We start from the raw sequence: 24,411 nt of genomic DNA on the forward strand, positions 1-24,411 counted from the left end.
ATGGCGCACAGCGATTTCGCGTTCTCCAACGACATCCGCGCTGCCGTCGAGCTGCGCACGCCGAAGACAGCGCGGATGCTGCTGCTCGCTTCGCTCGGCCTGTTCTTCACCTTCCTGATCTGGGCGCATTTCGCCGTGCTCGACGAAGTCAAGCGTGGCAACGGCAAGGTCGTGCCATCGCGCCAGACCCAGGTGGTGCAATCGCTGGAAGGCGGCATCATTGCCGATCTCCTGGTGCAGGAAGGCGCGATCGTCGACAAGGATCAGCCGCTGGCGCGGATCGAGGACACCAATTTTGCTTCGCAGTTCGGCGAGATCCGCGAGCGCCGCGGCGCGATGGCCGCCCGGGTGATCCGGCTCGCGGCGGAGACCGAGGGCCGCAGCCCGGTCGAGTTTCCCGATGACCTCGTCGCCGACGCCCCGCGCGCGGTCCAGAGCGAGCGTGCCGTGTTCGATGCGCATGCGCGCAAGCTCGCGCAGGACGTCGACGTGGTGCAGCAGCAGGAGCAGCAGAAGAGCAAGGAGATCGACGAGCTCAGGGCGACCGAGAAGCGCTTCTCGGAGACGCTGGCGCTGCTCAATCGCGAGCTGGGTCTGACCCGCAAGCTCTATGACCAGAAGGTGGTGCCCGAGATCGAGATGCTGCGTGCCGACCGCCAGGCCACCGACATGCGCGGGCAACTCGCGGTGGTGCAGGCGAGCATCGTGAAGACCGAGGCCGCGGTGCAGGAGGCGCGCTCGCGCCGGCTCAACATCGTCACCGCCTTTCGCGCCCAGGCCGAAGACGATCTCGCGAAATCCCGCGGCGATCTCGCCGTGCTCGACGAGAACATCAAGTCGGCGCAGGACCGGGTACGGCGCACCGAATTGCGCTCGCCGGTGCGCGGCATCGTCAACAAGCTCAACGTCACCACCATCGGCGCCGTGGTCGCGCCGGGCGCCAGCCTGATGGAGATCACGCCGCTCGACGACACGCTGCTGGTCGAGGGCCGCATCCGTCCGCAGGACATCGCCTTCATCCGCCCCAACCACGAGGCGGTGGTCAAGCTCAGCGCCTATGATTCGTCTGTGTACGGCTCGTTGCACGGGCGCGTCGAGCGCATCAGCGCCGACACGATCACCGATGAGAAGGGCGACAAGAACGAGCGCGGCGAGACCTTCTATCGCGTGATGGTGCGCACCGAGAAGAACCATCTCGGCACCGCCCAGCAGCCGCTTCCGATCCTCCCGGGCATGGTCGCAACCGTCGAGATCCTGACGGGCAAGAAATCGGTGCTGGACTATCTGGTCAAGCCCGCGCGCATGCTGCGTGACGAGGCGCTGCGCGAGCGCTGAGCAAGGAGCAGTGTGCCCGCGCGGGGTACGGGCTCCGCGCAGGCGTGCGTGCCACCGGCGCCGCTGCGCTCATCAGGGCCCGCCCTGCGCGGCCGGCAGCGTTACCAGAATCTGAATCGTTCAAATGCGACACGGTTCGGTTGGCCGTGATTAGTCGCGTTCGCAGCTTGGCGGCGAACATCATTGCGGTTTAACCGGCCCGAAGCAGCGCCGGCCCTATCCCTGATCCGATAACGACCGGGACAGGGATCGACGCGATGACGTCGGCCGATGCCCCGGAGCATACGGGGCGTCACTGATGTTGCGGATCGATCGGCCGCGGGTTCTCCCGCGTGCGCTGGGGCTTGTGCTTGCCTTGTCGGTGGGGGCCGGTTGCGCCGGCGCCGCATTTGCCGAGACTTCAAACCGCAGGTCTGCGCAGGGCACTGCGGATAGCGCGCTGCCGGTGCCGCCGCCCGTCCGTTTCTTCACAATCAATGCCGTGCTCGCCAAGCATGACGGCCTGCGTCGCTCCGCCTCTGGACCCGTGGAAGTCGCATCGACCGATGCATCCGGGCGCGCCGGAGTCGTCAGCGACGCCCCGCAGGCACCAGCGGTCGCGATGCCAAGCGACGAGCCGTTCGGCCTGATGACGTTCCGTGCCCCCGAGGGCGTGCTGTGGGTGAAATGGCGCGGCATCCAGGGCGCGATGGCAAGCGAGCGGATCTCGATCGAACGCTGCAACGGCGACGACGCACGCTGCTCGGCGTCGGAGCGGATCTTCGTCGCGCTGACGCGGTCGGCGGCTGCGGCTGGCGACGGCCGCGCGCGCGCGGAAATGATCAATCGCGGCGTCAACCAGGCGGTGCGCTACGTCAGCGACGACCAGCAACACGGCGTGCCGGACGTCTGGAGTTCGCCATTGCAGACCTTGCGCAGCGGCCTCGGCGACTGCGAGGATTACGCGATCGCCAAATACGCGCTGCTGCTGGCGGCGGGAACGCCCGAATCGGATATCAAGCTGCTGCTGGTCCGCGACCTCGCCGTGCGGCAGGATCACGCCGTCGTCGCCGTGCGGCTCGACGGCAAATGGTCCATGCTCGACAACCGGCGGGCCGCTCTGATGGAAGGCCGCGATCTGCAGTCCTTCATGCCGCTGTTTGCCATCGATCACCGCGGCGTCAGCCTGTTCGCGGCGCCCTATGCCGAGCGTCCGCACCACGAGAGCGAGAGCGACGTCACGCCGGCGGCGGAAGCCGATATCGGCGGCGGCCGGGATCCGGGTCGGCCGCTGCTGCTCTGAATGTCGCAGGCGGACGACTTGTAGCCGAGATCATTTACGGTCTTAATGCGCGCAGGGAAGCTGGCGAGCAGGGGGCCGGGGTGAATATCAAACAAGTGATGATTTGCGGGGCATTGGCTCTGGCGGCGATCGGTGGATTCATCGGCCGCGCGCAGGCTCACGCGGTGATGCTGCCGGGCGCGGCGTTTTCGATCGCCTGCGAGAATGGCGGCAGCTACATGCTGCGCTCACGCCCCGTGCTTGCGCCGGGCGAGATCGTCACCGCACAGCTCTACCTCCATCCCCATCGCGCGATTCCAGTTCGTCTCGTCCCGATGGGCGACGGCTATCGCTATGCGGGCCGCGGGGTGTGGCTCGATGGCATCGGTGACCAGGCTTTGTTGTATTTCCGCAAATACGAACCGGTGGCCTGCGTCGTCAGTCGCATCTGAGGCAATCTGCCGCGACTTCAATCCTCTTCAAGAATAATTCCTGCCTTTCGCAAATAATTCGCGAGAGGCCGGTTCCATTTCGGCCGTTTGATGGCGGCAAGCTCTTATTCCCAACAGCGTGCGTGTTGTTCCCCGAGTATTGCGCGATTGAATAACTGCGAATTGGCAGTAATTCTGCAGGCCTCGCCTCCATTTATTCTTGTCGTTCAGGCAGCTCCGCCCCTTAGGCGGAAGCATAGGCACAGCCTTGTTTACCTTCGCAAATGCCGCTGCACTTGACTGCATTTACCCAAAGTCCCTAAAGTCTGATTAACAAGAACCGGTAATATTGACCCGTATTCTCGTTTAATAATAGTTTAACGATAGAAATGGGGCGCCACCAAAGCGCCCCATATTTGGAGGTTTTGGCGCATGAATGCTCCTGTCCTGCTGGCCCAGTTGACCGGCACGTCCACGCAGCCATCCAGCGCCTCGGCCAAGCACCTCAAGATCGGGAAGCCACAGGGCAACCAAGCCGTCACGGTCCATCTCGACGGCCCGAACCAGATCGATTTCAGCGACATTGCCAGCGAGCGGCTGACCTTCGTCAAGATCGGCAACCGCCTGATCATCCTGTTCGATAATCAGTCGACGGTCTCGATCGACCCGGTTTTCGACACCAACGGCGCCCCGCTGAAGGACGTCAGCTTCGAAGTCGGCCCCGATCGAATCATCAATGGCGATCAGTTTGCCGAACTGTTTCCGATCACCACCGACCAGTCGGTGCTGCCGGCCGCGGGGACGCCCGGAGCGCCGGGCGTGCCTGCCGGCGCGAACTTCGGAACGTTCAAGGTCGACCCGCTGACTGTCGGCACGCCGCTGGGGCTGCTGGGAGCCGAAGACATCGGCGCTCAATTCGGCGACAGGCCGGTAACGCCGAATCCGACGCCGATCGCCGGCGTTGCCGACAGCGTCGTGCTCAATGAGGACGGACTGTCCGAGGGCCGGCCCGGCGGCAGCGGCGACATCGGCGGCGTGGCGACGAGCTTCACCGGTTCGCTCAACGTCGACTTCGGCACCGACGTGATCGGCCGCGCCTTTGCGTTCGCGGCGTCGCAGCCCGGTCTCGCCGGACTGACCTCCGGCGGCCAGGAGGTGCATTTTGCGATCACCACCGTCAACGGCCAGCCTGAGCTGATCGGCTATATCGGCAGCGATCCATCGATTACCGCCAACCACGTCTTCACCGTCACGCTCGACGCCAACTCGACGATTGCTGGCACCTATACGGTCACGCTGCTGCTGCCGCTCGATCATCCGGTCTTCGGCACCGAAGACACGCTGAACCTCACCTTCAATGTCATCGCCATCGACGGCAGCGGCGACAACGCGCCGGTGACGATCGTGATCGGCATCAACGACGATTCGCCGGTCGCCGGCACCGTCGAGGCGATCAATGTCGCCGAGCACACCGGCGGCGGCAGTGAGGGCGGCGGGGAGAGCGAGCTCGGCGCCAAAATCGTGGGCGACGCCAAGCCCTCGGGCGGCGACGGCTTCGAGCCGACCACCGCGAGCGTGGACCTCCACATCGGCTGGGGCGCCGACAACGGCAACAGCAAGGTCGATGGCGGCTCCAACGGCACCGTGGTCGACGGCGACCGCTCGCTGGTGTTTGACGCGTCCGAGATCGCGACCCTGCAGGCACTGGGCCTGACCTCGAACGGCGAGGCCATCTCCTACACGCTGTCGGCCAACGGCACCGAGATCATCGCGACGGCAGGTGAGGGCGAGGGCGCGCGCACCATCTTCAGCGTGTCGCTGTCCGACACCGGCTCCGGCAGCGCCACCTTCACGCTGTCCGACAACATCGACCACAACGGCGCCAACGACGCGTCGCTGCCGCTGACCTTCAAGGTGGTCGCGACCGACGCCGACGGCGACCCCGTCAACAGCGCCTTCACCGTCAACGTCGCCGATGACGGCCCGAGCTTCGGCGAGAAGCCGAGCTATTCGGTGGTCGACGAAGACGGCCTCGGCAATGCCGGCAACAGCTACGCCGACAGCCACGATGCCTATGGCGAGGACCTGACGGTCACCGATACGCTCGGAATCCGCTGGGGCTCCGACGACGCCAACAACAATGTCGACGGCGGCATCAGCGGAACGCCGGTCAACGGCGACCGCGCCGTCACCTTCGCCGCGAACGTGGTGGCCTCGCTCGAGGCGCAGGATCTCACCTCCGACGGCTTTGCCCTGCGCTATGACGTGTCGGCGAACGGCACCGTGCTGACCGCCTATCGCTACGATGCCGCGCACGAGACCTATGTCGACGCCAACGGCAAGCCGCTGGAAGGCGAGGGTCTGTCGGGCGCCGTGGTGTTCACGGTGTCGCTGTCAGACCAGGGCCACGGCTCCTACACCTTCGCGCTGTCGGGCAACCTGGATCACCCGGTGCACGGCACCGAGGACGACATCACCCTCAACATCGGATTCGTCGCGACCGATTCCGATGGCGATGCGATCACCGACACCTTCACGGTGAAGGTCAATGACGACGCGCCGACCTTCGGCGAGAAGCCGAGCTATTCGGTGGTCGACGAGGACGGCCTCGGCAACGCCGGCAACAGCTACAAAGACGACGGCGACGCCTATGGCGAAGACCTGAAGGTCACCGATACGCTCGGCATCCGTTGGGGCGCCGACAGCGCCAACAGCCATGTCGATGGCGGCATCGATGGCACGCCGGTCAACGGCGACCGCGCCGTGACCTTCGCGGCCGACGTGGTCGCGACGCTCGACGCCCAGAATCTCACATCGAACGGCTTCGGTCTCACCTATGTCGTGTCCGAGAACGGCACGCTGCTGACGGCCTATCGCTACGACGCCGAGCACGAGACCTATGTCGGCGCGGATGGCAAGCCGACGGATTCGGCCCATGCAACGGTGTTCACCGTGTCGCTGTCCGATCAGGACCACGGCTCCTACACCTTCGAGCTGAAAGGCAATCTCGATCACCCGGTGCACGGCACCGAGGACGACGACATCACACTCAATATCGGCTTCGTCGCCACCGACTCGGACGGTGACGCGGTCACCGACAGCTTCACCCTGAAGGTCAACGACGACGCGCCGGTGTTCGGCGATGCGCCGAGTGCCGGCGTCGTCGACGAGGACGGCCTCGGCAATGCCGGCGACAGCTATGCGCACGGCAGCGACGTCGTGGGCGCCGATCTGACGGTGACCAGGTCGCTCGCGATCCTGTGGGGCGCCGATAGCGCCAACAGCCATGTCGACGGCGGCATCGATGGCGCCCCGGTCAAGGGTGATCGCGCCGTGACTTTCGCTGCCGACGCCGTGTCCTCGCTCGAGGAGCTGGGGCTGACGTCGAACGGAACGGCGCTGAGCTATCAGGTTTCCGAGAACGGCACGCTGCTGACCGCCTATCGCTACGACGCCGCCCACGAGACCTATGTCGACGCGAACGGCAAGCCGACGGAGGACCTCGCCAGCGCCACGGTGTTCACCGTCTCGCTGTCGGATCAGGACAACGGCTCCTACACCTTCAACCTCACCGGCAATCTCGATCACGCGGTCCACGGCAGCGAGGATAATCAGGGGCTGAATTTCAGCTTCGTCGCCACCGATTCCGACGGCGATGCGATCCACGGCAGCTTCAATGTCGAGGTCAATGACGACGCCCCGGTGTTCGGCGAGCGCGTCAGCTACTCGGTGGTCGACGAGGACGGTCTTGGCAATCCCGGCAACTCCTATGCGGACGGCAAGGACGCTGCGGGCGCCAATCTGACGGTGACCGATTTCCTCGGCATCCGCTGGGGCGCCGACAGCGCCAACAGCCATGTCGACGGCGGCATCAACGGGGTGCCGGTGAACGGCGACCGCGCCGTGACCTTCGCCTCCGACGTGATCTCGACGCTCACCGCACAGCATCTGACGTCGAACGGCGTGGCGCTGAGCTACACCGTGTCAGCCGATGGCACGCTGCTGACGGCCTACCGCTACGATGAAGCCCATCACACCTATGTCGACGGCCAGGGCCATGCGACCGGCGATCCGGCCAAGGCCGCGGTGTTCACGGTGTCGCTGTCCGACCAGGGGCAGGGGTCCTACAGCTTCACGCTGATCGACAACATCGATCATCCGGGCCACAATACCGAGGACGACGTCACGCTCACCCTCGGCTTCGTCGCCACGGATTCGGATGGCGATGCGGTCTCCGACACCTTCAAGATCAAGATCAACGACGACGCGCCGGTGCTGAACCGGGAGATTGCGACTGGCGTGGTCGATGAGGACGGGCTTGCCACCGGGCTCGCGGGCGGGCCTGGCGACGTTCCCGGCCAGAACACCGTCGCAACGGGTGCTCTCGGCATCTCCTGGGGCGCCGACAGCGCCAACAATCTCGGCAATGTCGGGATCACCGGTGCGTCACCGGTGAACGGCGACCGCGCCGTCACCTTCGCCTCCGACGCCACCTCCTCGCTCGCCGCGCAGCACCTGACGTCGAACGGCGTCGCGTTGTCCTACGCCGTCAGCGAAGGCGGCACGCTGATCACGGCCTACCGCTTCGACGGACAGCATTACATCGACGGCAACGGCAACTGGACCAGCAACAAGGCCAATGCCGCCGTGTTCACGGTGAAGCTGTCCGATCTCGATTCGGGCTCCTACACCTTCACGCTGCTCGACAATCTCGACCACCCGGTGCCCAACACCGAGGACAGCATTGCGCTGACTCTGAAATACGTCGCCACCGATTCCGACGGCGATCAGATCGGCGGCACGTTCAAGGTCAGCGTCAACGACGACAGCCCGGAGGCGCATACCGGGACGGCCAAGAGCATCAACGAAGCCGATCTCAACGCCGGCGGCGGCGATTGCGGCCCCGATTTCGGCGGTCATGATGGCGGCAGCCATGATCCCCAGGTGACCGGCGCGCTCAACATCAAATGGGGTGCCGACAACAACGACAACGGCGCAGCCGATCGCTCGGTCCGCTTCACCAACACGTCCAACGCCGCCGCCGACGTCCATGTGACCAACGGCAGCGATGTCGGTCTCAGCGGCCTGACGTCGGACGGTCAGCAGGTGAAATACGCCTTCGATCATGGCGTGCTGGTCGGTTACACCGGCAACAGCCTCAATTCCGGTCAGCGCGTGTTCGAGGTCTCGCTCGATGACGACGGCACCGGCACCTACACATTCAAGCTGCTCGGCAATCTCGATCATCCGGCGGGGCAGGGCAGCAACGTCGTCAAGCTGACCTTCGACTACACGGCGACCGATTCCGACGGCGATGCGAGCAGCAGCACCTTTACGGTCACCGTCGTCGACGACGTCCCGACGATCGGGCACGCCGAGAGCGAGACGGTCAGCGAATCCAACCTGCCGACCGATCTCTACGACGTCTTGTTCCCGGATTCGCCGTACTCGACGGTGCAAACCGGGCATCTCGCGATTTCCTGGGGCGCCGACGACAATGATTCCGGCGCGACCAACAACCGCTCGGTGGCGTTCTTCAACACGACCGCGCCGGACGGGCTGACGTCGAACGGCTATGCGATCAGCTATGTGGTCTCGTCCGACGGCACCACGTTGAGCGCGGTGACCACCGACCACCGCACCGTCTTCACCGTCACGCTGAGCGACGACGGCGACGGCAGCTACAAGTTCACGCTGCTCGACAACCTCGACCATGGCAAGTCGGGTGCCGACAGTCTGGCGCTGAGCTTCGGCTTCAAGGCCACCGATTCCGACGGCGACAGCGCCACCAGCAGCTTCACGGTTGCGGTGACCGACGACGTGCCGACCGTCGGCTGCGCCGAGGACGAGACCGTCAGCGAGGCCAATCTGCCGACCGACGGTTACGACACGAGCCACCCGGATGCGTCGAACTCGACGGTCCAGACCGGCAGCCTCGCCATTTCCTGGGGCGCCGACGACAACAATACGGGTGTCGGGCACAACCGCGCGGTGGCCTTTACCACCGTCGCCGGCGCCACGGGCCTGACCTCCGACGGCTCGGCGATCAGCTACACGATCTCCGGCGACGGCACCTTGCTGACGGCGGTCACCGCGGATCACCGCACCGTCTTCACCATCCAGCTGTCCGACACTGGCGACGGCAGCTACAAGTTCACGCTGTACGACAACATCGACCACCCGGCGTCCGGCCAGAACGGCACCAGCCTGCCGCTGACCTTCGGCTTCAAGGCCACGGATTCCGACGGCGACAGCGTCAGCAGCAGCTTCAAGGTCAACGTGCTCGACACCGCGCCGGTGGCGGCGGCCGGCGATGCCAGGACCGTCGACGAGGACGATCTGCCGAGCGGCACCGATTCCTCCAAGGAGTCGACCTCCGTCAGCGGCGACCTCAACATCAGCTGGGGCTCCGACGACAGCAACAAGACCGCGGGCGCCGGGCTCGGCGACCGATCGGTCACCTTCCGCTACGCGAGCGCGGGCGCGAATGTCGACGCCGAGGACAGCGCGGGCCACAATCTGACGCTGACGTCGGACGGCCAGACGGTGAAGTACAGCTTCGAGAACGGCGTGCTGGTCGGCTACACCGGCAGCGATCTCGCCCACGGCACCCGCGTGTTCGAAGTGTCGTTGAGCGACCAGAACGACGGCTCCTACAGCTTCAAGCTGCTCGGCACCCTGGATCACCCCGCCGGCAGCGGCGAGAACTTAGTCAAGCTGTCCTTCAGCTTCACGGCGACCGACGGCGACGGCGACACCTCCAGCAACAGCTTCACCGTCTCGGTCAAGGACGACGTGCCGGTGCTCGGTTCGGCGGCCGCCGCGACGCTGACCGAGAACACCACGGGATCCGCCGGCGCCGAGGTGTTCCAGACCCAGACCGCGGCCAATGTCGCGCTCAACATCAATTGGGGCGCCGACGACAACAATTCGGGCGCGGCCAATCGCAGCGTGGCGTTCGACAGCGCGATCCATACCGGCGATGTGGTCAAGACCACCGGCGCGGGCAGCCCGACCCTGACCTCGAACGGCACGGCGGTGCAGTTCATCCGCGTGTCGGACACCGAGATCTGGGGCGTCGCCAACGACAATGGCGGCCAGCTCACCACGAACGACCGCAAGGTGTTCCACATCACGCTGTCCGACGATGGCTCGGGCAGCTATACCTTCGAGCTCCTGGACAATGTCGATCACGTCGGCTCGGGCCAGACCAACGCGCTGTCGCTGAAGCTCGGCTTCACCGCGACCGACGCCGACGGCGACACCGCCTCGGGCGGCAACTTCACTGTCACCATCAATGACGACAACGGCCGGCCTGCGATCGGCACGGCTGACGCCGGGACCGTCGACGAGGATGGTCTTTCCGGCGGCAACACCGGAGCGGCGACCGGCGACGTCGCCGGCGCCAATGTCACGGCCAACGGCTCGCTGGCGATCTCCTGGGGCGCTGACGACAATAACAGCGGCAGCGTGAACCGCGCGGTCGCCTTCAGCGGCATCACCAACGGCCAGAACGCGACATCGGACGCGGGCTTGCTGACGGTCGAAGGCGTCCAGGTCAAGCTCTGGGTCGTCGGCAATACGGTCTATGGCTACACCGGCAGCAATCCGACCAACGGCAATCCGCCATCGGCGGCCAACCAGGTGTTCAAGGTCTCGCTCGATGATTCCGGCGCGGGCAGCTACAGCTTCACGCTGCTGAAGCACGTCGATCATCCGGCGGGGCAGAACGAGAACGACGTCAAGCTGAGCTTCGGCTTCACCGCCACCGATGCCGATGGCGACAGCGCCAGCTCGTCCTTCGCGGTCACGATCAACGATGACAGCCCGGTCGCGACCGCGGCGGTGCTGAGAGCCGCTGTCTACGAGAGCGAGCTGCCGAACGGCACGGTGGTGGCCGCCACCGGCAACCATGGCGGCGACCTCAACGGGGACGGCAACGGCAACGACTCCTACTTCACAGGCAATCTGAGCTCGCTGGTGTCGTTCGGCGCCGACAAGCCCGGCACCTATACGGTCGAGAAGACCAACCTCGCGCCCGAGCTGCTGTCGCTGACGTCGGGCGGTGTGGCGCTGACCTACAGCATCGGGGCCGACAACACGCTGATCGCCAAGGCAGGCGGGGTCACGATCTTCGAGTTCCAGGTCGACGCCAACACCGGCCAGTATTCGTTCCGTCTGAAGGGCGCGCTGGACCACGTCGGCACCGGCCATGACAACGCGCTCACGCTCGATCTGTCGACCGCGGTGACCGCCACCGATTCGGATGGCGACTCCGTCGCGCTGCACGACCAGATCATCATCACCGTCAACGACGATGCCCCGCAGTCGCAGGATGTCGACATTGTCGCGGTCTCGGAGGCGGCCGGCAATGTCTCGACCGGCGCGGTCGATCTGCGCATCACCTACGGAGCCGACGGCGACAGCTCCGGTCCGTCGGTGACCTTCTTCGGCTCGTCGCCGGTCCGCGTCTACGATGCGGCCAATCACCAGCTCTCCGGGCTGACCTCGCTCGGCTTCGGCCTGACCTATGTGATGTCGGCGGATCATACGACGCTGACCGCCTATCGCATGAGCGGTGGCAGCTATATCGGGCAGAACGGCCAGGTGACGGGCAATGCCGCCGATGCGGCGGTGTTCACGGTGACGCTGTCGGAGGCCGGCACCGGCTCCTACAACTTCATTCTGCTGCAGCCGCTCGATCACCCCGCGCCGATCGGGACCCCGAGCGCGGCCGATCAGTATCTCGACCTCAACTTCGCGTTCGCGGTCGAGGATCGCGACCACGACGTCTTCACCAACAATTTCACCGTCCGGGTCGATGCCGCGGGCACCGTGACGACGACGCGCTATGACGCGCCGAACTCGCCGGTGTTCATCAATCTCGGCGACAGCTCGGCGACCGTCCTCGGCGAGACGGTCGGCGCCCACAGCGTGACCGACCGTGCCGCGGTGACCGACAAGGTCGTCGGCACCGACAAGCTGGGCGGCGTGACCGAGGCCCACGGTTCCGGCGGCGACGACATCCTGGTCGGCGGCAGCGGCGCCGATGCGCTGTATGGCGGTGCTGGCAACGATGTCATCAAGGGCGGGGCAGGCGACGACCGGCTGTTCGGCGGCGCCGGCAACGACACCTTCCTGTACACCGTTGGCGACGGCAGCGACGTCGTCGACGGCGGCTCGGAGTCCGGCGCGGCCTATCCGAACTACGACGTGCTCGCGATCACCGGCGATGCCAATGCCCGCAATTTCACCATCGGCAAGACCTCGACCGGCACCGAGATCAATCCGACACTGAACGACCCCTCGGCCAGCAACGCCACCGACATTCTGGTGCGCTACGACGGGCCGAATGGCGCGACCATCCGCGCCGACGAGATCGAGCGCATCACCATCACCGGCGGCACCGCCAGCGACACGGTGACGATCACCGATATCAGCGGCACCGCGATCGCGCCGTCGACCATCGTGTTCAACGGCGGCTCCGGCAACGACACGCTGGATCTCGCCCGGTTTGCCGGCAACACCAGCGTCGTGTCCGACGGCGGCGCCGACAGCGACACCGTCAAGTTCGGTTTCAAGTTTGCCGACGCGACCTACACCAAGGTGTTCGCGGCGGACGGCGTGACGCTGATCGGCGTGCAGGTCACCCACAATGGCCTGACCGACACGTTTACCAACTACGAGAGCTTTGCCTTCACCGACGGTACGCGCACGCTGACCGGCGTCTTCAACACGCCGCCGGTGGCGCACGACGATGTGGTGCAAGCGAGCGAAGACAGCCCGCTCACGGTCAACGCGCTGCTCAGCCTTCTCAACAACGACACCGACGTCGACAACAACACCTTGACCGTCACCGGCGTGTCGAACGCGACGCATGGCTCGGTGTCGCTGAGCAACGGCAACCCGGTGTTCACGGCGGACAAGAACTTCTCCGGCGTTGCCGGCTTCGACTACACGGTCAGCGACGGCGATGGCGGCACCGCGACCGCGCATGTCACGGTCGACGTCGCGCCGAAGGCCGACTCGCTGACGCTGAGCTTCATGGACCTCGGCCCGGCCTCGGGCGCCGAGGATCAGACGATCAGCCTGAAGCTCATCAGCGCCGCCGTCACCGATACCGACGGCTCCGAAAGCGTGCGGCTGCTGATTTCGGGCTATCCGGCCGGGGCGACCTTCTCGGTCGGCCATGCGGGAACCGGCGCCGACGCCGGCAAATGGGTGATCGACGACGCTGCAGCGATTGCCGCGTTCGACAGCCATCCGCTGCAGGTCACGCCGCCCGCAAACTACAACGGCACGTTCTCATTGTCGGTCGTCGCCGAGGTCACCGACCACGCCACGTTGTCGGACGGCAACGTCCATACCGATGTCGCCAACACCGCGCTGCAGACGATCGACGTCACGGTCACCCCGGTCAACGACGCGCCGCAGATCCATGCGCCGGCGCAGGTGACGACGAACGAGGATACGCCATTCGCCTTCACCGGCGCGAACGCGTTCACCTTCTCCGATGCGGACGGCGACGTCGTCGAGTTCGTGCGGTTCGACATCTCCGGCGGTACGCTGTCCGTTCCGTCACTCGGCGTCATCGACGCCAGCCAGACGCTCACGATGAGCGGGTTCAAGATCAGCGATCTGAACACCTATCTGGCCTCCGCCGTGTTCACGCCGACCGCCGACAACGACACGACGGGATCGGTCACGATCACCATCAACGACAACGGCAATACCGGCAGCGGCGGCAATCTCAGCGCGACGCAGACGATCACGATCAACATCAATCCGATCGAAGATGCTCCCACGGCCGTGGATGACACAGCCAGCGTGAACGAGGACACGACGCTGACGGTGTCCAATCCGGTGCAGGGCGTTCTGCACAACGATCGCGACCCGGACACCGGCGACACGCTGAGCGTGGTGGCGGGCGACTTCACGACGGCCAAGGGCGGCACCATCCACTTCAATGCCGACGGCACCTATGTCTACAAGCCCAAGGCCGATTTCTACGGCGCGGATACCGTGGACTACACGGTGCGTGATGCGGCCGGACAGACGGACACCGGCACGCTGACCATCAACGTGGCGCCGGTGAACGATGCACCCGAGGTCCACGCCCCGACGCACGTGACCGCCAATGAAGGCGCCGGGTTCGCTTTCACCGGCTCCAACGCGATCACCTTCTCCGACGCGGACGGCGATGTCGTCGAGTCCGTGAGGTTCGATATCTCCGGCGGGACGTTCTCGATCCCGTCGCTCGGCGTCTTCGACGCCAGCCAGACGCTCACGATGAGCGGGTTCAAGATCAGCGATCTGAACACCTATCTGGCCTCCGCCGTCTTCACGCCGAACAGCGACCATCCGGGGTCGGTCACGATCACCATCAACGACAACGGCAATGTCGGCGGCGGCAATCTGAGTGCCACGCAGACGGTCAGCGTCGAGGTCATCCCCGCCAACCACCCGCCGGTGGCGAACTCCGACACCAACGCGGTGCTCGAGGATGGCAGCCTCAACATCTCAGCGGCGAATGGCGTCATCCGCGGCTCGACCGGCGGCTCGGTCGCCGATAGCGACGTCGACACCCCCGTCAGCTCGCTCGTCGTCTCGGGCGTCGTCGCCGGCACCGGCAGCGTGACGCAAGGGGCGGGCGTCGGCACCTCGATCGAGGGCACCTACGGCCATCTGACGCTGAATTCGGACGGCTCCTATACCTATGTCGCCGACAAGTCCGATGCGCTGGCCGCAGGCGTCAACGCGATTGACACCTTCACCTACACCGACAAGGACCCGTCGGGCGCCGTGTCGAACACCGCGACGCTGAAGATCACGGTCACCGGCGTCAACGACGCGGCCGTGATCAGCGGCGATGCCACCGGCACGATCGCCGAGGAGGGCGGCATCGCCAACAGCCAGAGCAGCCCGCTCTACGGCATCGCCCGCGGCGACCTCAACTCGACCGATGTCGACGGTCACAACGACGTGTGGCAGGCGGCCTCTTCGAACACGGCCAATGGCTACGGCTGGTTCGACATCGGCAGCGACGGCAAGTGGACCTACGGGCTCTACAACAACAATCCGACCGTCCAGGCGCTGAAGGAAGGCGAGACCACGCTGACCGACAGCTTCACGGTCTACACCGAGGACGGCACCGCCAAGACGGTGACGATCCAGATCCTCGGCAACAATGACGCGCCGACCCTGCAGAATGCGCTGGCCGACCGCAGCTCGGCGGAGGACCAGCCGTTCAGCTTCGTCATCCCGTCCAACACCTTCGCCGACGTCGACGGCCGCTTCGACGGCAGCAACGGTCCGCTGACGCTGGAGGCGGTCCTGAGCGACGGCAACGCGCTGCCGTCCTGGCTGCATTTCGACGCGACGACGGGCACCTTCAGCGGCACCCCGCCGGCGAATTTCGCGGGCGCGGTCAATGTTACCGTCTACGCTTCGGACGGCGAATACGCCGTTTCGGACGCCTTCACGCTGACGGTCACGCCGGTCAACGACGGTGCTGCGACGGTGACGGTGTCGGGCACGGCAACGCAGGGCCAGACGCTGACCGCCAATCTCGGCAGCGATCCGGATGGCGCCGCGTCGAACGTCGTCTATCACTGGCTGCGGGACGGCGCCGTCATCAACGGCGCGACGGGCTCGACCTACACGCTGGGGTCCAACGACGTCGGCCACAAGATCTCGGCCAACGTCACCTACACCGACGGCCAGGGCTTTGCCGAGAACGTGACCAGCGGCCAGACCGGCTCGGTCACCGCGCCGAACCACGCGCCGACTTTCGGAGCGGGCACGACCACGGCGAGCGTCACCGAGGACGCCTCGTATGCGGCGCCCACCGGCAACCTGATCCAGAACGGCTCGTTCGGCTACTACAACGGCAACTTCTACACGCTGGATGCGTGGACGGTCGGGGGCGCCCATGCCGTCACCGTCGTGGGCGGCCGCACGGATGGCGGCTCGGCCGATTTCTACGGCGCATCGAGCTCGATGAGCCAGACCATCAGCACCGTCGTCGGCATGACCTATACCGTCGACTTCTACGTGATGACCTACGGTACGGCCCTGACGTCGGGCGTCGACGGAACGGCCGTTCTGACGACGAGCGCCTGGAACCTCGGCTGGACGGAGCAGACCTACCAGTTCACGGCGACGTCGACGACGACGACCATCAAGTTCGCGAGCGCGGGCGGTGCCGTCATCGACGACATCTCGGTGCAACCGAGCACGGCCCTGACGCCCGGCGTGGAGAAGGCGTCCGGTGCGATCGCCTTCACCGATGTGGATGGCGACGCCCAGACGGTGACCACCACGACCCCCGCGGGCAGCAACTATTACGGCTCGTTCAACGCCACGGTGGACAACGCCGGCCACAAGGTGAACTGGACGTTCACCGTCAACGATTCCGACATCCAGTCGCTGCGCGCCAGCGACCATATCGATCAGACCTACACGGTGAAGATCGACGACGGCCATGGCGGGACGACCACGCAGACCGTCACCGTCACGGTGAACGGCGTCAACGATGCGGCGTCGATCACCGGCACGGCAAGCGGGACGGTCAAGGAGGACGGCACGCTCACGGCCGGCGGCACCCTGACGGTTGCCGACGTCGACAGCGGCGAAGCCCAGTTCCAGACGCCGGCGTCGCTGGCAGGGACGTATGGCACCTTCACCTTCAATGCGGCGACCGGGGCCTGGGGCTATACGCTGAACAACTCGGCGGCCAACGTGCAGGCGCTCAACAATGGCGACGTCAAGCACGACACGCTGACGGTGAAGTCGGTCGACGGCACGGCCAGCCAGGTCATCGACGTGACCATCAACGGCACGAATGAGCCCGCGCCGCTGTCGGTTGTGGACACCACGAGTGCCGATGGACGCTATGCGCTGTCGAAGAACACCGACTCGCCGAACGTCATCAGCCTGGATGCGGCGACGCTGTTCTCAGGCGGAACGGGGACGGTCACCTACACCTACAGCCTCGTCTACAGCTCGACCGGCGACGACAGCTGGATCCACCGGACCGGCAATCAGTTCACCGGAGATCCGAACAACAACGACGCGGGCCTGTACGTCTACAAGGTCACGGCCACCGATTCGGTGTCGTCCGTGTCGACCTATCTGGCCTTCAACGCGCTCGACAATGGCGCCTTCAATCTCACCATCAACTCGCTGTCGGACAAGTCTTATGTGACCGGCTCGGCACCTTGGCTGTCCGGCTACAGCGCCAATGACGGCGACGCTATCACCGCCACGGTCGACAACCCGCTCGAGGCCAACGCCAACAGTGGCTACGACGTGATGATCGGGTCGAGCGGCGGCAACAACTTCAATGGCGGCGCCGACGATGACGGCATCTACGGCCTCGGCGGCAACGACACGCTGCTCGGCGGCGCCGGGAACGACTACATCAATGGCGGCGCCGGCAACGACTCGATCCGGGGCGGCAGCGGCAACGACGTCACGATCGGCGGCTCGGGCAACGACACCTTCTACTGGGGCGTCAATGACGGCGTCGACATCGTCGACGGCGGCACTGGCACTGATACGTTCGTCATCGAGGGGACGTCGTCGCAGGATCTGATCTACGTCACGTTGGCCGGCGGCGTCATCACCGACGTCAACGGAACCAAGCTCAGCAATATCGAGGCGGTGACCGCCGATCTCGGCGGCAGCAGCAGTGACACGCTGACCTATATCACCAGCGAGGACGTGACGGTCAATCTCGGAGCCGGCACCGCCACCGGCTTCAGCTCGATCGCCAACATCGAGCGCGTGACCGGTGGCTCGGGCGACGACATCCTGATCGGCAGCAGTGCTGCCAACACGATCAATGGCGGCGACGGCGACGACATCATCCGCGGCGGTGGCGGCAACGACACCATCGACGGCGGGGCAGGGATCGACCTGCTCGATTTCTCCGACGCGACGGCCGGCTTTACGTTGACGCTGACTCAAAGCTCGACCGCCACGAATGTGTCCATTCCGGGTCTCGGCACGGACAGCTACAAGAATATGGAAGGCGTGATCGGTTCGAACTACAATGATACGATTAATGGGTCGGGCAGCGCTGACGTTCTCATCGGCGGCGCCGGCTCCGACCAGCTCACCGGCAACGGCGGTTCGGATACGTTCAAGTGGAACGCCGGTGACCTGGCCGGCGGCGGCCTCGACACCATCCTGGACTTCCAGACGGGCACCTCCGGCGACGTCATCGACCTCTCCGGCCTGCTGGCGAGCGTGTCCGGCAACCACGCCGACGCGGTGCGCTTCGTCGACGGCGGCGGGCACTCCAGCCTCGCCTCGGCCAATGGCAGCGGCGTGCTGAACAACGGCGACCTGACGCTGCAGGTCAATACCGGCTCCGGCTGGACCAATGTGGCGACCATCAAGGACACCGGCACCAACCTCACGGGCGGCGACGACGTCATCAAGATGATCCTCGACAACAGCCACGCCCAGACGCAGGTCCACGTCTGATCCCGGCCGGCGTCGGACGAGCAAAAGGGCCGCCGATGAGGCGGCCCTTTTTCATGGCTGGAGGCGGCTTCATCGCTGGAGGCGTCATCGCGCCGTCGATGCGTTGCGGCTCAGATCTTCTGCCCCGCCGGCCCGACGCCGACGTTGATCATGATCCGCTGCACTTCGGTGCGGCCCTGCGGGAACTTGACCTCGAGCGTCACCGTGTCGGTGCCGGCGAAATCGGCCTTCGATTGGTAGAAGGCGATGAAGCCCGGCACTTCCAGGGCGAGGCACTGCTTGTAGTTGGTGGCACTGACCTTGCCGCGCTTGATCGTGACGGTGCCGTTGCCCGGCGGCGTCACCAGGCGGATGGCGGGAAGGGGCCCGGATGAGCAGTCGGGCTGGACGTTGAGATAGATGCCGACCTGGATCGGCTTGCCGGCGACGCCCTTGGCGTTGCGCTCGACCGTGGTCTGAGCGGGAGCAGGCGCGGGAGCTGAAGCGCCGGGAGCCGGCGTCTGGGCTTGCGCCGAGGAGGCGGTGGCCGCCGCCAGCAGCGCCGTGACGGCCAGTCCCGCGAACGCTGACCGCCATTCTCCTCGCAACAGGTTCATCACCGCCCTCAGCCCCGCATTGTCCCTCAGCGCCGCCAGATTGCCGTATTCGAGCTGATCGTTCAACGGATTGCCGAACTTGCGGCCGACTCCAGCAAACTTCCTTCACGTCCGCCACGGCATCGCCGGCGCGGTGTCATCGGATGGGTCCGATGACGTCATGACTGTTTCCCGCTGTTGCCATCCGTGTCTGCGCAACTCGTCCGCCTCGAGGAATGCGCGGAGTGGACGACATTGGAACGCAGTCATCGGGCTGACATCAATGCCCTCCGGGCGATCGCTGTCGTCATCGTCGTTCTCTTCCATTTGAAGATCACCGGCTTCTCGGCCGGCTATGCCGGCGTCGACATCTTCTTCGTCATCTCCGGCTATCTCATCACCGGGCAGATCCTGCGCGATGTCGGCGCCCGGCGCTTCTCGCTGTCGGAGTTCTATCTGCGGCGGGCACGGCGCATCCTGCCGGCGCTGGTTGTAACCATTGCGGCCACGTTCGCGGTCGGCTGGCTGTTCCTGTCGCCGGAAGCCCTGCGCCAGCTCGCCAAGGAGGCGACGCATGGGCTGCTCTCCATCGCCAACATCCAGTATTGGCGCGAGGCCAGCGCCTATTTCGCGCCGAGCGCGGATGAGTTGCCGCTGCTGCACCTGTGGTCGCTGTCGGCGGAGGTCCAATTCTACGCGCTGGCGCCGCTGCTGCTGATGTGGCTCGGCACGCGCCGACATGTGTTCCGCGCCATTGCCGCGATCGGGTTGTTGTCCCTTGCCGCGGCCGCACTCTGGTCATCGCGCGATCCGGACGCCGTGTTCTTCCTGACGCCATTCCGGGTGTTCGAATTCGCCATCGGCGCGCTCGCCATTCCGCTCGAGGCTCGCCTGGCAGCGTCGCCGCGCGCCCGCTCTCTCGCCGCCGCCTGCGGTGATGTTCTGTTGTTCGGCAGCCTTCTCCTCATCGGCTACTATCAGTCCCAGGCAGGCGTCGCCGCGCTGCTGCCCTGCATCGCCACGGCCGTCATCATTGCGGCCAATGCCCCGACGTCGCTGGTGATGGCTCACCCGGTGCGCGCCATCGGCGCCGCGTCCTATTCGCTCTATCTCGTGCACTGGCCGGTGATCTTCTTCGTCCGCTTCATCTTCGGCGATGCGGCGCAGACCGCGGCGGGACTGGCAGCGCAGCTCGCGCTGATGGCAGTGCTGACCACGCTGATGTTCGCCATCGTCGAGCGGCCGCTGCGGCGGTTGCCGTGGCCGCGCGTCGCGCAGGTGGCGAGCTTTGCAACGGTGCTTATCGTCGGTGCCGCGCTCACCCACGTCACTTTCCGCGCCAACGGCGTCGTGTCGCGGCTGCCCGACGATCAGCTCGCGCTGTTCCAGCTGCAGGGCTTCGGCCTCAACAAATGCGGCCGCGCCGTCGGCCGGCTGTGCGCGTTCGGCGATCTCGAGGGCACGCGCGGCGTCGAGCTGCTCGGCGATTCCTACGTCCAGCAATATGTCGCCGCGCTCGATGCGACGCTGAAGGCGCGCGGCATGATCGGGCACGTCTCCACCATGAGCGGATGTCCCACCCTCGCGGGGCTCACCGCCGAGGGACCTCGCGCCCAGGTCTGCGCCGAGCTGCGCGACAGCGAGCTGCCGCGGATCCGGCAGTCGCCGGCCGATTTCGTCGTGATCGGGCAGGCATGGCAGCACTATCTCGATCTCGGTGATGGGCCGGCGGCGCGGACCCGCAACGCCGCGGTCGCCGGTCATCTCGCCGAGACTATCCGTCTGCTCGACCGGCCCGGCCGGCATTTCCTCGTCGTCGGCGGCCAGGTCCGTCCGGTGAATTGCGCCTTCGATCAGTTGCGCATGCTGCCGGGGCCGCGCTGGCACGCGCCCGCCAAGCCGTGCGATGCCGTGCCGAAGAGCGAGGCAATCGCGACCAACCGCGTCATCGACGCCGTCCTGTCGGAGGCGATCAGGCCGCTCGCCAAGGTGACGCTGCTCAGGCCCTCGGAGGTCTATTGCGACCAGGATTGCCCGGTCGTCGAGCATGGCGTGTGGCTGTTCCAGGATGCCGGCCATTTCACCGTGGCCGGGGCCCAGCGCATGGGCGAGCGCGCCGCGCCGGTGTTCGCGAGGTTCCTGTCGGACGACTAGTTGGCGCTGTTCGCCGTCAGTTGCGGCGCGCTTGCGGCCGCGGCCAATGCCCGCGACGCCGCGACGATCCGTGGCCCTGCGAGCTCCGAACCCTGCGCCGTAAGATGGCCACCGTCCCAGGCGAGCGGCGCGCCGTCTGGGGTCTGGAGCGCGCAATCTCCGGCCGGGCACAGCAGCGCGAGCAGCGAGACGTAGTCGGTCCGCGCTGAATCCTTCAGCAGAACACGCATGAAGCCGTCGACCTCGCCGAGACCATCCAGCATGTGCCCGTCGGTCGAGACGCCGAAGCGCTTCGCGGCAATCAGCAGATGCGGCAGTGGGCGGTCGAACTGCGGGCTCGGCCCGACCACCACCACCTTGCTGCCGTTGTCCGTGATCGCCTTGATCGTGGCGAGCAGGCTCGCCTGTGCGGCCGGCGTCATCGCGGTGCGCGTCCAATTGCCCGAGAGAACGACGATGTCGGGTGTGAGCTCGCGCACCAGAAGTGGCAGCCGGCGGTTGAAATCCGCACAGGCGGCGGACTGGCCTGCTTCGGCGTGAGGAACGCATTGCGCGAGGCTGGCGCGCAGCAGCGAGGCCTGGGGCAGGGCTCGCTTCAGGCCAGGGATGAGGTGAGCGGCGTGGCTGTCGCCCCACACCAGGATGCGCGGGCGCGGGCCTTTGGCAAGGCACGACGGCTGCAACGCCTCGAAGGTCTGGCCCGGATCGAGGAAGCAGGTGCCGCTCTCATAGGCGGACTGATGATCGTAGCTGATGAATTCCGCCAGCATCCGCTCCTGCGGCGAGAAGCGGGCGGGAAATCCGGCAAGCCCGATGATCGCGAGTGAGGCCAGCAGCACGACCGATGCGCTCGCGACCAGCGCGCGCGCCGTGACCGGCGACTGCGCCTGCCTCGCCGGCTGCTCGATCAGATAGAAGCTCGTCAGCGCCATCGCGGTGCAGGCGCCGAGCAGCGCCAGCTTGTGCTGAATAGAGCTCGGCGGACCCCAGACCGCCGTCGCCAGCGAGACGACGGGCCAGTGCCAGAGATAGAGCGAGTAGGACCACAGCCCGACCGCGATCATCGGTTTGACCGCGGTCAGCACGGCCTTGCTCGGGGACGGGTTGGCCCAGATCACGGCGGCGGCGCCGAGGCACGGCAGCAGCGCGGCCGTGCCGGGATAGGGCGTGTGCGGCGAGAACAGGTTGACGGCGGCGCCGAGCGCGATCCAGCCCAGTGCGGCCACAGTGATCCTGAGCCACTGGCTGTGCGGCGCCGGCAGGGCTTCCACGGCCAGCAGCGCGCCCAGCGCGAGCTCCCAGACCCGGGCCGGCAACAGAAAGAACGCGGCGGCGGGCTGCAGCCGGGTCTGGATCAAGCAGAGCAGGAACGAGGTCGCGCAAAGCCCGGCGAAGCTCGCAAGCATCAGCGGCCGCCGCAGCGCGAAGGCGGCGAGCGCCAGCATGGGAAACAGCAGATAGTACTGCTCCTCGACCCCGAGCGACCAGGTGTGCAGCAGCGGCTTGGTGATGGCGGCGGCGTCGAAATAGCCCTGCTGTGACCACAGCAGGATGTTGGAGCAGAAGACGAGCACGGCCAGCGCCTGCTGCGCCACCGCCACCGCGTCCCCAGGCAACAGGATCACGCTGGCGGCGAGCAGGGTCACGCACAGCATCGCCAGGGCCGCCGGCAGGATGCGCCGGGCGCGGCGCCGGTAGAACGCCGCGAACGAGAACGTTCCGGTCTGCACCTCCGCATGAATGATCCGCGTGATCAGGAAGCCCGAGATGACGAAGAATATGTCGACGCCGACATAGCCGCTGCGAAACGGCGAGATGTCGTAGTGGAACGCGATCACCGAGATCACTGCGAAGCCGCGCAGGCAGTCGATGTCGGGACGATAGCCGGTTGCGCTCAAGGGTTCTGTCCGGACGCTCGCATCTGGCGGCGGCCGTCAATTCCCGACGGTCACTGCACGCAGGCGACCCTGGTAGGCTCCGATTGCAACCGCATTGAGGGATTCCTGCGGCACCGTTGGTCGTGCAAACAGGACACAATGCCATCGAATTGAGATCGCAGCGGGAATCCGCGGCTTGCCTTCACAGACTTGCCTCAATGGCGTGATGGCCTTGCCGGAGTTCATGCGTCGAGCGAGCGTGTCATGCGTACATTGGGGCAGAAGGCCGGCCGGGCCGGATTGTTGTGCGGCGTTGTTCTATTTCAGGTTGTGGTTGGCGTTTCGCTTGCGCGAAGCGCCGAGCCCGGCGGCTCCTCACCACCCGCAGGCGAGGTGGCCAAGGATCAGGGCAAGGAGAGCGGGCCGTTCGGCGGATGCGAGCCGATCGGGTTGACGGCATCGGGCGAGCTGGTGTTCCCGCTGGACTGCAAGAAGCTGATCAAGAAGCCGGTCGAGGCGCCCGTCGCCGAGGACAAGACCCCAGCCGACGACAAGACCGCGTCGGTCGATCCCGCGCCATCCGTTCCGAGCCAGGCGGCCAGCGCCGACATTCCGGCCGGTCCCGAGGTCAAGCCTGCCGCGGCTGCGGAAGCGGTTGCGACGATACCCACCGCGTCGGCTGAGCCGAAGCAGGCCGCAGTTACGGACAAGCAGGATGCGGTTCAGAAAGCTGCCGCGGCAGAGCCAGTCGCCGGCAAGCCTTCCCTGACCAAGCCGTCCGTGAAATCGCCATCGATGGCGGCGCCAGCGACCAGGCCGTCCTCTGCCAAGTCGTCCTCTGCCAAGCCGTCCTCTCCCAAGATGGTCGCGGCCAATCCGCCTGCGACGACGCCATCCCCAGCCGGCGCCCCATCGGGCAAACCGTCATCCGGCAAGGCGGCCCAGGCGCAGGCCGTTGTGGTCGCCGCCAGGGATGCAGCGGCCAAGGATGCCGGCAGGACATCGCGCATGGTCGCCAGCCGGCCGATGATCGTGATGGCAAGGCCTGCCACCGCAACCCCGGCCTCGGCCCGGCTGCAGGCGGAGGGCAGGCCGCGACTGCGCACCGCGGGACTGCCGGCCTGCGTCCAATTCCGCAGCTACAATCCGGCGACGCACAGCTATCGCGGCTTCGATGGCCACACCTATGCCTGCCGGTGAGCGCTGACGCTCGAGGGCCGGTGGTCTGGAGGCCGGCGGCGAGTGACGTGACGGCCTGCCGCCCAAGGGCGGCAGCGAAGTCGAGC

Annotated in this window: 8 protein-coding genes; 6 read left to right on the forward strand and 2 right to left on the reverse strand. The window is 66.2% G+C overall.

The window, feature by feature from the left end; all coding sequences use genetic code 11:
- From ACQR10_RS12065 to ACQR10_RS12080, 4 genes are all read left to right on the forward strand, one after another.
- Positions 1-1,335, forward strand: coding sequence for an HlyD family type I secretion periplasmic adaptor subunit (locus ACQR10_RS12065; RefSeq protein ID WP_316177046.1), 1,335 nt, complete (start codon positions 1-3; stop codon positions 1,333-1,335).
- Positions 1,336-1,936: 601 nt separating this feature from the next.
- Positions 1,937-2,617: a transglutaminase-like cysteine peptidase gene (locus tag ACQR10_RS12070; protein WP_316216012.1), complete on the forward strand. Its 681-nt coding sequence runs from the start codon at positions 1,937-1,939 to the stop codon at positions 2,615-2,617.
- An 80-nt stretch (positions 2,618-2,697) separates the two neighbouring features.
- The gene (locus ACQR10_RS12075; protein WP_315801018.1) at positions 2,698-3,048 is read left to right on the forward strand and encodes a hypothetical protein; all 351 of its coding nucleotides are present in this window, start codon (positions 2,698-2,700) and stop codon (positions 3,046-3,048) included.
- Positions 3,049-3,459: 411 nt separating this feature from the next.
- The gene (locus ACQR10_RS12080) at positions 3,460-18,519 is read left to right on the forward strand and encodes a VCBS domain-containing protein (protein ID WP_316216013.1); all 15,060 of its coding nucleotides are present in this window, start codon (positions 3,460-3,462) and stop codon (positions 18,517-18,519) included.
- 110 nt (positions 18,520-18,629) lie between these two features.
- Here ACQR10_RS12080 and ACQR10_RS12085 read toward each other — a convergent pair whose 3' ends face one another.
- A complete protein-coding gene (locus ACQR10_RS12085; RefSeq protein ID WP_316216120.1) occupies positions 18,630-19,115 on the reverse strand; it encodes a hypothetical protein in 486 nt (161 codons plus the stop codon).
- Positions 19,116-19,349: 234 nt separating this feature from the next.
- Here ACQR10_RS12085 and ACQR10_RS12090 point away from each other — a divergent pair, with 234 nt between their 5' ends.
- Positions 19,350-21,248 carry an acyltransferase family protein gene (locus tag ACQR10_RS12090; protein ID WP_316216014.1) on the forward strand — a complete coding sequence of 633 codons (1,899 nt, stop codon included), beginning with the start codon at positions 19,350-19,352 and terminating at the stop codon, positions 21,246-21,248.
- Here the strand turns inward: ACQR10_RS12090 and ACQR10_RS12095 are convergent.
- Complete coding sequence (locus ACQR10_RS12095; RefSeq protein ID WP_434885703.1) at positions 21,245-23,146, reverse strand: acyltransferase family protein; 1,902 nt, start codon at positions 23,144-23,146, stop codon at positions 21,245-21,247. The two genes, ACQR10_RS12090 and ACQR10_RS12095, sit on opposite strands and share 4 nt — an antisense overlap.
- Positions 23,147-23,518: 372 nt before the next feature.
- On the opposite strand from ACQR10_RS12095, the gene ACQR10_RS12100 reads away from it, so the two are divergent.
- The gene (locus tag ACQR10_RS12100) at positions 23,519-24,325 is read left to right on the forward strand and encodes a hypothetical protein (RefSeq protein WP_316216016.1); all 807 of its coding nucleotides are present in this window, start codon (positions 23,519-23,521) and stop codon (positions 24,323-24,325) included.
- Positions 24,326-24,411: the final 86 nt, after the last annotated feature.

Source organism: Bradyrhizobium sp. HKCCYLRH2060 (assembly GCF_051168135.1).
Taxonomy (GTDB): Bacteria; Pseudomonadota; Alphaproteobacteria; order Rhizobiales; family Xanthobacteraceae; genus Bradyrhizobium.

Excerpts from the sequence above, each read along its gene's own strand:
- ACQR10_RS12080 (WP_316216013.1), top strand. The coding sequence starts at position 3,460 with ATGAATGCTCCTGTCCTGCTGGCCCAGTTGACCGGCACGTCCACGCAG.
- ACQR10_RS12085 (WP_316216120.1), bottom strand. The coding sequence starts at position 19,115 with ATGAACCTGTTGCGAGGAGAATGGCGGTCAGCGTTCGCGGGACTGGCC.
- ACQR10_RS12065 (WP_316177046.1), top strand. The coding sequence starts at position 1 with ATGGCGCACAGCGATTTCGCGTTCTCCAACGACATCCGCGCTGCCGTC.
- ACQR10_RS12070 (WP_316216012.1), top strand. The coding sequence starts at position 1,937 with ATGCCAAGCGACGAGCCGTTCGGCCTGATGACGTTCCGTGCCCCCGAG.